Annotated in this window: 12 protein-coding genes and 1 pseudogene; 11 read left to right on the top strand and 2 right to left on the bottom strand. The window is 64.8% G+C overall.

Annotated features, from left to right (window positions below):
- Positions 1–7 precede the first annotated feature (7 nt).
- Positions 8–997, bottom strand: coding sequence for a sugar-binding protein (locus FJW05_RS09390; protein WP_140630695.1), 990 nt, complete (start codon positions 995–997; stop codon positions 8–10).
- A 451-nt stretch (positions 998–1,448) separates the two neighbouring features.
- Between FJW05_RS09390 and FJW05_RS09385 the strand changes: the two genes are divergently transcribed.
- From FJW05_RS09385 to FJW05_RS09335, 11 genes are all read left to right on the top strand, one after another.
- Complete coding sequence (locus tag FJW05_RS09385; protein WP_140544422.1) at positions 1,449–2,192, top strand: ATP-binding cassette domain-containing protein; 744 nt, start codon at positions 1,449–1,451, stop codon at positions 2,190–2,192.
- 40 nt (positions 2,193–2,232) lie between these two features.
- On the top strand, positions 2,233–3,231 hold the full coding sequence (locus FJW05_RS09380) for an ABC transporter permease (RefSeq protein WP_140544420.1): 999 nt from the start codon (positions 2,233–2,235) through the stop codon (positions 3,229–3,231).
- 301 nt (positions 3,232–3,532) lie between these two features.
- Positions 3,533–4,360 (top strand): AraC family transcriptional regulator, encoded by an 828-nt coding sequence (locus FJW05_RS09375; protein ID WP_140630692.1) that lies wholly within the window; start codon positions 3,533–3,535, stop codon positions 4,358–4,360.
- A 331-nt stretch (positions 4,361–4,691) separates the two neighbouring features.
- Positions 4,692–5,135 (top strand): SRPBCC family protein, encoded by a 444-nt coding sequence (locus tag FJW05_RS09370; protein ID WP_140630689.1) that lies wholly within the window; start codon positions 4,692–4,694, stop codon positions 5,133–5,135.
- An 11-nt stretch (positions 5,136–5,146) separates the two neighbouring features.
- On the top strand, positions 5,147–5,941 hold the full coding sequence (locus tag FJW05_RS09365; protein ID WP_140630687.1) for an FAD binding domain-containing protein: 795 nt from the start codon (positions 5,147–5,149) through the stop codon (positions 5,939–5,941).
- Between the two features lie 58 nt (positions 5,942–5,999).
- Positions 6,000–6,482: a (2Fe-2S)-binding protein gene (locus FJW05_RS09360; RefSeq protein WP_140630684.1), complete on the top strand. Its 483-nt coding sequence runs from the start codon at positions 6,000–6,002 to the stop codon at positions 6,480–6,482.
- A gap of 11 nt (positions 6,483–6,493) precedes the next feature.
- Positions 6,494–7,861: a xanthine dehydrogenase family protein molybdopterin-binding subunit gene (locus FJW05_RS27890; RefSeq protein ID WP_140630681.1), complete on the top strand. Its 1,368-nt coding sequence runs from the start codon at positions 6,494–6,496 to the stop codon at positions 7,859–7,861.
- Position 7,862: 1 nt separating this feature from the next.
- Positions 7,863–8,867, top strand: a complete 1,005-nt coding sequence (locus FJW05_RS27885; RefSeq protein ID WP_140630678.1) for a molybdopterin cofactor-binding domain-containing protein — start codon at positions 7,863–7,865, stop codon at positions 8,865–8,867.
- 7 nt (positions 8,868–8,874) lie between these two features.
- Positions 8,875–9,756: a MoxR family ATPase gene (locus tag FJW05_RS09345; RefSeq protein ID WP_140630676.1), complete on the top strand. Its 882-nt coding sequence runs from the start codon at positions 8,875–8,877 to the stop codon at positions 9,754–9,756.
- Positions 9,757–9,905: 149 nt separating this feature from the next.
- The gene (locus tag FJW05_RS09340) at positions 9,906–11,024 is read left to right on the top strand and encodes a VWA domain-containing protein (RefSeq protein WP_246673303.1); all 1,119 of its coding nucleotides are present in this window, start codon (positions 9,906–9,908) and stop codon (positions 11,022–11,024) included.
- On the top strand, positions 11,024–11,911 hold the full coding sequence (locus tag FJW05_RS09335; protein WP_181164889.1) for an amidohydrolase: 888 nt from the start codon (positions 11,024–11,026) through the stop codon (positions 11,909–11,911). Before FJW05_RS09340 ends, FJW05_RS09335 begins: the two co-directional genes overlap by 1 nt.
- A gap of 168 nt (positions 11,912–12,079) precedes the next feature.
- Here FJW05_RS09335 and FJW05_RS27680 read toward each other — a convergent pair.
- Positions 12,080–12,184 (bottom strand): annotated as a pseudogene (locus FJW05_RS27680) (carboxymuconolactone decarboxylase family protein); the annotation flags it as partial.
- Positions 12,185–12,188 lie beyond the last annotated feature (4 nt).

Here is a 12,188-nt window from a genome sequence, read left to right as displayed (position 1 = left end):
CCTGCGCCTACTTCTGGATGCAGGTGTCGGCCGTTTCCTTGGTGCATTCGTCGAGGCCGGTGAAGACCGGATCGTCGACCTTCTTGCCGCCGACGAGGTCGAGCATCACCGAAGGCGCCTTGTAGCCCATTTCGAACGGCCGCTGGCCGACCAGCGCGGTGACAAGTCCTTCCTTGGCGATCGCCACCTCGTCGCCGATCGTGTCGGCGGCGCCGATGACGAACTCGTTCTTGGCGATCTTGTCGGCCATCGGCTTGAACAGGTCGCGATAGGGCTGCGGGGCGCCGAACAGCGGCCAGCCGCCCATGATGCCGAAGGCGTCGAGCTTCGGGTTGGCGGCGAGGATGTCGGTCATCGCCTGCACGCCCTTGGCGCCGTCGTCGTTGGTGAACACCGGGCAGCCGGGAGCTTCGGTCCAGCCGCCTTCGCCGGCAAGTGCCGCAAGACCTTCCTTCCCGGTCAGCGCATCGCGCATGCCTTGCGCGCGGCGCAGGATGTTGTCGGCCGCCGGATTGCCCTCGATCGTGCAGATCGTGCCGCCATTCGGCTTGGCTTTCTTGATGTACTCACCGATCTTCTTGCCCATCAGGTAGTTGTCGGTCCCGAGATAGGTCTTGCGAAGGGCGGCGTCTTCCTTGGCAAGGTCGGCGTCGACCGTCATGATCGGGATCGACGGATTGGCGCTCTTGATCGTCTGCGCGATCAGCGGCGCGTTCGACGGCGAGATCGCCATCGCCACGGTGTCGGGCTTGCTCAGCATATCCTGCACGATCTGCGCCTCGCCGGCTTCGTCGGAAGTCGATGCCGGGCCGGTGTAGAAGCATTCATATTCCGAGCTGGCGTTTTCCTTGTTCCACTTCTCGCAGCCCTGATGGATGGCTTCGAAGAACGGATTGTCGAGACCCTTCACAACGATGACGAGCTGTTTCTTGGCCAAAGCCGGCCCGGCGCCCAACGCCATGGCGGCGACGGCGGCAAGCAAAAGTGTTTTCCTCATATCAGTCCTCCCTTGAAACAGACGGACACCGCGTGCCCGCCACACTGATCAACCCGGATACACAAGAACCACGACGAGCATCTCATGATGTTCGCGCCCCGCGCCGGGCTGATAAGCATTTGCCGATCCGTCCGCCCGAATACCGATGCAGTCGAATCCTTTACCCTCAAATCATCTGCCTGCCTCCGCCGGATAGACGGACGATTGGCAAAGTCTTGTTCCGAAGCTTAGCTAATATCGGCTTTCCGCCAGCGTCAATTGCTATTTGTCCTACAAAACGGATTTTTCGTCGAGTCTCGAAATTAATCGTCAGACAATTGATTGACGCCCCCGTCCGCTTTTGCCTAAATGCGTGGATGCACCGTTCCGGAGGAGATGGACGGGACAAGGACGCAAGCGGCGCCGGCGGGTTCGGTGGCCAGTTGCGCCAATAAGGGGAGGGTTAAGGCTGGTGTCGGTTCTGGAACTCGCCAACATCTCGAAGCATTTCGGCGCCATCCAGGCGGTCAACGATGTATCGTTTTCGCTGGAAGCCGGCGAAGTCGTCGGCCTGATGGGCGATAACGGCGCTGGCAAGTCGACGCTGGTAAAGATGATCGCTGGCAATTTCCACCCGAGCCACGGCACCATGCGGCTGGACGGCAAGGACCTTGTCCTGCACAAGCCTGCGGATGCGCGCCAGCACGGCATCGAGATCGTCCACCAGGACCTCGCGCTCTGCAACAACCTGACCGCCGCGGCCAATGTCTATCTGGGCCGCGAGCTGCGCCGCGGCTTCGGTCCGCTGCGCATTCTCGACTATGGCGCGATGTACAAGCGCGCCGGCCAGCTCTTTGCCGAGCTGAAATCCGAGACGCGGCCGCGCGACCTCGTCAAGCAGATGTCGGGTGGCCAGCGCCAGGCGGTGGCGATTGCCCGCACCATGCTGTCGCAGGCCAAGATCGTGCTGATGGATGAGCCGACGGCGGCGATTTCGGTCAGGCAGGTCGCCGAAGTGCTCAATCTCATCCGCCACCTGCGCGATCAGGGCATCGCCGTGGTGCTGATCAGCCACCGCATGCCCGACGTGTTCGACGTCGCCGACCGTGTTATCGTCATGCGGCGCGGCCGGAAGGTGGCCGACAAGAAAATCGCCTCTAGCTCGCCCGAGGAAGTCACCGGGCTGATCACCGGCGCCATCGAACAGGTTGCGTAGTCGCGTGGATCGGGCGTCCACGCCTCAGGAAAGGTCGATAATGGCAGTCACACTTGACCAGACGATCGCGCAGAAGCAGCACACCTTCCTGTCGCGGCTCTTTGCCAACCAGACCTTCTGGGTGGTGATCGCGGTCATCCTCGCCTGCCTGTTCCTGTCCGTCGCCACCGATTCCTTCGCCACGTCGAAGAACATCTTCAACATCACGCGCAACATCACCTTCGTCGCCATCGTCGCGCTCGGCATGACCTTCGTCATCATCACCGGCGGCATCGACCTTTCGGTCGGCTCGGTGCTTTGCCTTTCCTCGATGGTGCTCGCCGTCACCATGCATGCCGGCTATTCGATCGAAGTGGGCATCCTGGCCTCGATCGCCACCGCGCTTGCGATCGGCGCCTTCAACGGCCTACTCATCGCCTATCTCGGCTTCCCGCCTTTCGTGGTCACGCTCGGCATGCTGTCGGTGGCGCGCAGCCTTGCCATGGTCGCCTCGAACAACACCGTGGTGTTCCAGTTCGGGCCGGACCACCAGAAGCTTCTGGCACTGGGCGGCGGCGCCTGGCTTTTCGGCATCGCCAATCCGGTGCTCTACATGATCCTCCTGGCGGCGATCACCGGCTTCATCCTGCGCTGGACCAAGTTCGGCCGGCACATCTTCGCCATCGGCGGCAATGAGCATGCGGCGACGCTGACCGGTGTTCCCGTCAAGCAGATCAAGGTCGTCGTCTACATGATCTCGGCGCTGTCGGCAGGGCTTGCCGGCATCATTCAGACCGGGTGGCTGGGCGCCGTCACCACCAATCTCGGCAACGGCATGGAGCTGCAGGTGATTGCCGCCACCGTCATCGGCGGCGCCAATCTGGCCGGCGGCGTCGGCACCGCGCTCGGCGCCATCGTCGGCGCCGCGCTGATCGAGGTGATCCGCAACAGCCTCGGCCTGCTCGGCATCAACGCCTTCTGGCAAGGCACCTTCATCGGCGGCGCGATCATCCTGGCGGTTCTGTTCGACCGTATCCGCAATTTCAGGCGTAGCGACTAGCTTTCCCTTCTCCCCCTGTGGGAGAAGGTGTCGCCGAAGGCGACGGATGAGGGGTGCTCCAGGGAAAGCCAGCGTCTCACTCCGCTGGAACACCCCTCATCCGTCTCGGCGCTTGCGCGCCGATCCACCTTCTCCCACAAGGGGAGAAGGGAACGCGCCTATCGCCCAGTCTGAAAATCCGCCCCGGCCGGGCGATGCGAGATGGCCACCATTCCTGTCTGCCTTGACGCAGCCTCACCCCAGCCGCACAATCCCCCGGCAGGCGAAGGGAGGCCAGTCGCCTGCGGGAGGAACGATAGCCATGACGGACGCGATCAGGCTCTACTGGGGCCGGTTCGGACATGTTTCCGTGCTCAATGTCGCCAACGACTTCGTTACCCATGCCCATGGCGAAGCGCATCTCATCATCTGGCTGGAAGGCACGGCAGGCGAAATGACCATCGGCCGCGAAACGGTGCGGCTTGGGCCTGGCACCGCGGCCGGCATCAATTCGTTCCAGCCGCACAGCCACGCCCTTTCCCACGACGGCAAGCCCGGCCTGTTCCTCGCCTTCTACATCGACCCGGATTGGGCGCGCCGGCGCCGCGACCTGCCCTCCTCCGCGCCGCTGTTCACGCAAGCGGCGATCACACTGGAGCCCTGGCTGCACCAGGCGGCGGCGAACCTGCTCGATCACCTCACCGACAATGAAAGCATCGACGACGTCGCCAATTACGAGATCGAGCGTTTCATCGACAGCGTTCTCGACGCGGCCGATACATCCGCCCCACAGATAGCCCGCGCGCGCATCAACACGATGCTCGATTTCCGCGTCCGCAAGGCGATCCAGCTGATGAAGGCCAATGTCTGCGAGCGCATCTCCTTCGACGACGTCGCCCGTTCGGTTGGCCTGTCTAGGCCGCACTTTTTCGCGCTCTTCAAGGAACAGACCAACCTGACGCCGAACGTCTACTGGAACACGCTGCGCATGGAGGAAGCCGTGCGCCAGCTGCAGTGGTCGCAGGAACCGCTGATCTCCGTCGCCTGCAACCTCGGCTTCACCACCCAGGGCAATTTCTCGCGCTTCTTCCGCGACCATGTCGGCGTGCCGCCGACGCTCTACCGGGAAGCCGCGCGGGCGACAGCGTAAGGCGCGTTGAGATTCAGGTCAGGCCGAGCCGGAGTCGAAGACGGGCGCGAAGCGACCAAACAAGGTGGCTCCCGAGAACCGGCCTACGCCGGCCGTAGCCTTCATAGAGCAAAGACACTTATGAGGGCTTCGGCCGGCGAAGGCCGGAGCGGAGCGCACTTCAGGTACGTGAGCACCGGAAGCGCAGGAAGCCGCCATTTGCAGGCCGGCATCACCTGAATATCGACGCGCCGGTTTTTCCGACTGGTTGATAGGCGCTCAAGACGCATTGATAAGCGCGGGTCCGTCCGCCGCTCTAGCCTGCTCCCGATCTTTGCAAGAGGACCAGCCTATGGCGAAAGTCACCATCTCCAGCGTCATCGACGCGCCGGTCGAGCAGGTCTGGGCGCGCATCCGCGACTTCAACGATTTGCCCAGTTGGCATCCGCGCATGGTGGAAAGCCATATCGAGGACGGCAAGGACGCCACCGCGATCGGCTGCGTGCGCAACTTCCAACTGGTCAGCGGCGCGCGGCTGCGCGAGAAGCTGCTGGACTTTTCGGATGAGAACTTCCTGGTCAGCTATTCGATCCTCGAAACGCCGCAACCGCTCACCAATCACAAGGCGACGCTGCAGTTGCGGCGCGTCACCGACGGCAACCGCACCTATGCCGAATGGACAGCGAGCTTCGACGCCGCGCCCGAGGAGGCCGACAAGCTGGCCGAAGGCATGGGCGCCAACGTCTTCCAGGGCGGTTTCAACGCCCTGAAGGCCCATTTCGCCGGCCAGAGCTGACGGAGCGCGCCATGTCGCTTATGCTGCAGACTTTTTCGAGCGTGAAAGACGCCAATGCCGCCTTGCAGGCAGCCGGCACGCGTTATCTTGGCGGCGGCACGCTGATGGTCCGCTCCGCCAATGAAGGCGACGTTTCCGTCTCCAGCCTGATCCGCGTCACCGATCCCGGCCTCTCGCAGATCGCGGTTTCCGGCGGCAAGGTCCGGCTCGGCGCTTCTGTCACCATGGCCGCGATTGCCCGCCATCCCGAGCTTGCCGCGCTCGCGCCGGCCGCGCGCGCCGTTGGCGGGCCGGCGATCCGCAACATGGCGACCGTCGGCGGCAATCTGTTCGCCCCTGCCCCTTATGGGGATTTCGCGGTGGCGCTGCTGGCGCTGGACGCGACCGTCGCCACCGAAGACGGCGAAGTGCCGATCGAGACTTTTTTGGCCGATCGCGACACCAGCCGCGCCATCGTCTCGGCTGTCGGCTTTTCATTGCCCAAAGCCGAGAGCTTCCGCTTCCTGAAAGTATCGCGGGTCAAGCCCAAGGGTGTGTCGGTGCTGAGCATCGCCGCGCTTCTGGAGCTCGCGTCGGACGGCGCGGTGACCTCGGCTCGCATCGCGCTGGGCTGCATGGCCGATCGTCCAATGCGCGCTTTGGCGGCCGAAAAGGCGCTGCTCGGCTGCAAGCTCACCCCGCAGGAGATCGCGCCGGTGCTGATGGCCGCGAGCGAAGGCATCGCGCCGATCACCGACCCGATCGCCAGCGCCTGGTATCGCGCCGTGGTTCTGCCGGTCCATCTCGGCCGGCTGCTGCTTGACTAATATCCGTGGGGGACGCGCGTCTGTCCGGCCGGTCCGGGCAGGCGCGCAGGGAGGAAAAATGGCAAAAGTACCTGTTCAATTCACACTCAACGGCTCCGAAAAAGCCGAGTTCGTCGAAAGCGGCACGACGTTGCTCCACGCGCTGCGCGACAAGATCGGCGACACCTCGCCCAAAGGCGGTTGCCACCAGGGCACCTGCGGCGCCTGCTCGGTCATCATCGACGGGGAACTCAGGCTCTCCTGCCTGACGCTGGCCGAAACCTGCGGCGGTGCCGACATCAGGACCACCGCCGGCCTTGCCGAAGGCGGCGTCCTGCATCCGCTGCAACGCGCCTTCCTCGATGCCTTCGCCACGCAATGCGGCTTCTGCACGCCGGGGATGATCATGGCCGCTAAAGTTCTGCTCGACCGCACGCCCAACCCCAGCCGCGAGGATGTGGTCGAGGCGCTGTCCGGCAACATCTGCCGCTGCACCGGCTACGAGCCGATCATCCAGGCGGTGCTGCTTGCGGCGCGCGCCAACTCGCAGAACGCCGCTTGAGGGAACGAGCCATGCAACTGCGCAAGGATTATTTCGCCGATGTCCGCAAGGACGGCCTGCATGAGATCGGTCAGGGCCGCCCGCGGCTCGACTCGCCGGGACACGTCACCGGCAAGACCGCTTATTTCGCCGACCGAAACTTCCCGGGCATGCTGCATCTGAAGATGGTGCGCAGCCCGCACCACCATGCCTGCATCCGCTCGATCGACACGTCCGAAGCGGAGAAGCATCCGGGAGTCGTGCGCGTGCTGACCGCCAAGGATGTGCCGCACAATGTCTACACCATCCTGATCCTGATCCAGATCGGCCCCGAGGACGAAACCGTGCTCGCCGACGGCAAGGTGCGCTGGAAGGGCGAGGCCGTGGTGGCGGTGCTGGCCGAGACCGAGCGCGCAGCGCAGGAAGCCGCCGCCAAGGTGAAGGTCGACTACGAGGTGCTGCCGGCGGTCTTCGACATGGAGGAGGCGCTGAAGCCCGGCGCGCCTTTGGTCAACGAATATCACGGCCAGAATTACTATCTCTATGACAGCGGCGAGTGCCGCAAGGTGCGCTTCGGCGATGTCGAGGCAGGCTTTGCCCACGCCGACCACATCCTCGAACAGTCATACCAGTCCTCGCCGATCGAGCATGCGCCGACCGAGACGACGGGCTGCGTGGTGGCGCCGGAAGGCAATGACCGCTTCACCTGCTACACCAACACGCAGGCGATGTTCTTCACCCTCGACAACGCCTCGATCATCCTGCAGATGCCGGGCTCGAAACTGCATTTCGTCGGCGGCACCGTTGGCGGCGGTTTTGGCGGCAAGGTCGACGTCATCGTCGAGCCGATCGCCATCCTCGCGGCCAAGCTGACCGGACGCCCGGTCTGTTTTATCTACAGCCGTGAGGAGGAGATGCAGATCTCCTCGCCGCGCGCCGCCGAGAAAGTTGTCATCAAGGACGGCGTGATGAAGGACGGCCGCATCGTCGCGCGCAAGGTGACCGGCTACACCGATGCGGGCGCCTATTCGCGCCACTCGCCCTATGGCGCGCAGAAGGGCGCGGCGCACTATCCAGGCCCCTACGCGATCCCGAATGTCTGGATTGACACCTATTGCGTCTACACCAACCGCACCCCTTCGTCGGCCATGCGCGGCTTTGGCGTCACCATCGGCGACTTCGCGCTGGAGGTGCAGATGGACAAGCTGGCGCGGCTGATCGGCATGGACCCGCTCGAGTTCCGCTTCGTCAATGCCTATCGCGACGGCGACATGAAGGCGCATCGCCAGCCGACCGAGGGCGCGGCGCTGATCGAATGCATGCAGGAAGCCTCGCGTGCCGCCAACTGGCCGGTGGCGGAAAAGTACATGGCGATGTCCTCCTACAGGAAGGGAGCCTGAGATGGCGATCCGGCGTGGACGCGGCGTCGCCGCGATCAACTATCCGACCGGCATGAACCTCGGCGGCGACCCGACCCAGGCGCTGGTCCATTCGACCCCGACCGGTAACTTCATGGTGACGTTGTCCAGCGTCGATCTGGGCCAGGGCATGAAACAGATCATGGCGCAGATCTGCGCCGAGACGATCGGCGTGCCGACCGACCGCGTCGTCATCGACACCGCCGACACCGACACCGGCCCGCACTGCATGGGCACCTTCGCCTCGCGCGGCACGCACCGCGCCGGCAACGCGGTCATCCAGGCGGCCAAGGAAGCCCGCCAGGTGATGCTGGAAGTGGCCGCCGAGGAGCTGGAGGTGAACGCCTCCGACCTTGAGACCGACGGCCAGGGCAACATACAGGTGAAGGGCGCGCCGCAGAAATCGATCTCGATCTTCGATGTCGCGCTGTCGGCGCATTTCAAGCGCGGCCGCTCGATCTCCGGCCGCGGCATGTTCCTGATCCCGCGCTCCTATCCGGAGAAGGAGACCGGCGCGATGAAGCCGTCGACCTGCTACGCCCATGCCTGCACGGTGGCCGAGGTTGAGGTCGACGACGAGACCGGCGAGGTCACGGTGCTCACCGTGAAGAACGTCTTCGAGATCGGCCGCGCGCTCAACCCGAAGATGGTCGAGCAGCAGCTCGTCGGCGGCTCGTGGATGGGCATCAGCCATGCGCTCTACGAGACGACCGAACCTTATTATCCGAGCCGCGACCATGGCGGCACCGACTTCAACCAGTATCTGATGCCGGGTCCCGGCGATCTGGCCGAGACCGAGGTCATCGTGCTGGAGCGTCCTTCCGCCGACGGCCCGTTCGGCGCCAAGGGTCCGGGCGAGATGTGCGCCAACCCGCAGATCCCGGCCGTCGCCAATGCCGTGTTCGACGCCGTCGGCGTCCGCATCGACACGCTGCCGATCACGCCCGAGCGCATCCTGCGCGCGCTGAAGGCGCAGGCCGCGGGCTGAGGGGAAGATGACCAGCGCCGACGCCGTTGCGGTCGCGGTTTCGCCGGAAGCGATAGCCGCGCGCCTTGCCGCTTCGCGCTACCTGGCCGACGACAGCCTTGCCACCGCGATCTTCCTGGCGATCCGCCTGGGCAAGCCGCTGCTGCTCGAAGGCGCGCCGGGCGTCGGCAAGACCGAGGCCGCCAAGGCGGTGGCCGAACTGCTTGGCCGCGAGCTGGTGCGGCTGCAATGCTATGAAGGCATCGATGCCGGGCATGCGCTCTACGAGTGGAACTACCAGCGCCAGCTGCTCGCCATCCGCCATGCCGGCGAGCATGAGATCGACATCTATGACGACCGTTTTCTGATCGCCCGGCCGCTGCTGCAGGTGTTGCGCGCACCGGTTGAGCGTGTGCTGCTGGTCGACGAGATCGATCGTTCGGACCACGAGTTCGAGGCGCTGCTGCTCGAATTCCTCTCCGACTTCCAGATCAGCATCCCGGAACGCGGCACGATCCGTGCCGCCACGCAGCCGATCGTCGTCCTCACCTCCAACCGCACGCGCGAGCTGGCCGAGGCGCTGCGCCGCCGCTGCGTCTATCATTGGATTGGTTATCCAGACGCCGCGCGCGAGGCCGAGATCATCATGCTGCGCTCGGGCAACGTCGCCGAGGCGACGGCAAAAGCGGTGGCGAATGCCGTGCAAGAGATCCGCGCGCGGCCCCTGGCCAAGCCGCCGGGTATCGCCGAAGCGGTCGAATGGGCGAATGCCGCGACCATCCTCGAAAAAGGCGGCAGCCCATGGCCGCAAGCCTTCCGCCGCGCCATCGGCGTGCTGATCAAGGACGAGGAGGATTTGACTGCCATTGCGCCTGAGCTGGGGAGGATTGTCGAGGAGGCGCTGGCGTGATGCGTGACCTCAACAATCCCTTCTCCCCGTTCACGGGGAGAAGGTGCCCCGAAGGGGCGGATGAGGGGCAGCGCCACGCTAGGCAGAACATGGCGCCGCCCCTCACCTGCCTGCCGGCATCCTCTCCCCGTGAACGGGGAGAGGAAAGCTTGCCTCGTGCCGCCGCGCCTTTTCTCGGCTTCGCCCGCCTGCTGCGCCGTCACGCCTTCGCCATCGCACCCGAACAGGTGACCGGTTTCATGCAAGCGGTCACCCTGCTTGGGCCGCGCTCGATGAACGACATCCGCGAGGCAGCCCTGGCAACACTGGCGCCCTCGCCCGATCGCCGCGGCGAATTCGAGGCGCATTTCCGCGCCTATTTCTACGGCGACGCCAAGCCTTCGATCCAAGATGAGGAGGACGACGAAACCCGCGTCAAGGACAATCGCGGCACGCGCGAGGAAGAGAACCAGATCGCTCGCCAGGAGAAAGGCGGCGAGCTCTCCTCGGCGCTCGAGCAGCTGAGCAGCCGCGATTTCCAGCGCGATCCCGATGGTCTTGGCCAGTTCCGCAGCAAGCTCGCCTCCGCCCTGCCCGCGCGCCGTTCCTTCCGCACCGCGCGCACGCGTTCGCGCGGCACGCTCGACCTCCGGCGCTCGCTGAGCGAAATCGTCAGCGCCGATGGCGACATACCCTCGCCGCTGCTGCGTCGCCGGCAAACAATTTCGCGAAAACTGCTTCTGCTCATCGATGTCTCCGGATCGATGAAGCTGCACACCGCCGACTACCTCAAGCTGGCGCATGCGGCGGTGCAAGGCGCGGACCGCGCCGAAGTCTTCACCTTCGGTACGCGGCTCACCCGCATCACCTCGGCGCTGCGCATCCGCGACCGCGAGCAGGCGCTCGCCAGCGCCGCAGCACTTGTCGACGATTGGGACGGCGGCACGCGCATGGGCCCGACCTTGCTCGCCTTCCTGTCGGTGCCACGCTTTTCCGCCTTCCCGCGCGGTGCCTGCGTCGTCATCCTGTCCGATGGCCTGGAACGCGGCAGCCATGCCGAACTGGAGATCGCGATGCGGCGGTTCAGCGCCCGCGCCTTCCGGCTGTCGCTGGCGACGCCGCTCGCCGGCGATCCGCGCTTTCGGCCGGAAACTGCGGCGCTCCGCGCCATCCTGCCGGCGCTTGACGATCTCGTCGACGGCTCGTCGGTCGGAAGCCTGACCGATTTCATCCTGTCGCTCGCCCGTCCTGCGCCTGCGGCCGCTTCCATCTGGAAAAGGATATCGTGATGCAGAAAGCCATCGACGCGCATTTCCACATCTGGCGCCAGAAGGACCAGCCCTGGCTGGTCGGGCCGATGGTGCCGCGCATCTTCGGCCCCTACGAGCCGATCCGCCGCGACTATCCGATCACGGAGTTTCTCGAGGACCAGAAAGGCTCGGGCGTCGAGAAGGCCGTCTACGTCCAGACCAACTGGGCCAAGGAGGATTTCGAAAAGGAGGTCGCGTTCCTGCAGAACACCGCAGATGAAACCGGCTGGCCGCACGCCATCGTCGGCTATGCCGACATGACGGTCGACGATGTCCGCCCGCAGATCGACCGGCTGATGAAATACAAGCTGCTGCGCGGCGTGCGCATGCAGCTCCACTGGCACGAGACGCCCGCCTTCCGTTTCGCCGCTTCGGCCGACCAGGTGATCGATCCGAAAGTGCGGAAGAACGTGGCGCGTTTGAAGGATTACGGCCTCTCCTTCGACCTGCAGCTCTTTCCCGCGCAGATGAAGGACGGGCTGACACTGGTCGGCGAGAACCCTCAGACGAATTTCATCCTCACCCATGCCGGCATGCTGACCGGCATGGAGCCGGAAACCACCGAAGCATGGAAGGCGGGCCTGCGCACGCTTTCGGCAGCGCCCAATTTCTACGCCAAGCTGTCGGGGCTCGGCACCTTCGTCCACCGCAACGATCCGGAGCTCATCGCCTACATCGTCGACAACGCGATCGAGATCCTCGGCAGCGACCGGCTGATGTTCGGCTCGAACTTCCCGATCGAGAAGCTGTGGACCAGCCATGCCGAGCTGATCCAGGCGCACCGCGCGGCGGTGACGAAGCATGGCGCGAACGCTGAGGCGGATATCTTCTGGAACACGGCCGAGAGGGTTTACCGGCCGGTGTAGAGGTCTTCCCTTCTCCCCTTGTGGGAGAAGGTGGATCGGCGCGCAGCGCCGAGACGGCTGAGGGGTGTTCCAGCGGAGTGAGACGTTGGCATTCCCTGGAACACCCTCATCCGACCGAGCTTCGCTCGGCCACCTTCTCCCACAAGGGGAGAAGGGGAAGCCGGCGCCTCACTTCACCTCGAACTGCGGGTCGAGCGGTATCTGCAAAGCCGTCACCAGATGGTTCGTCTGTCCCGCAAGCCCGATCGACACCAGCTCGCCATGCTGCGCGTCCAGG

Source organism: Mesorhizobium sp. B2-9-1 (assembly GCF_006439455.1).
In the GTDB taxonomy this organism is placed as follows: Bacteria; Pseudomonadota; Alphaproteobacteria; order Rhizobiales; family Rhizobiaceae; genus Mesorhizobium.
This window is presented reverse-complemented; position numbering and strand designations above follow the sequence as displayed.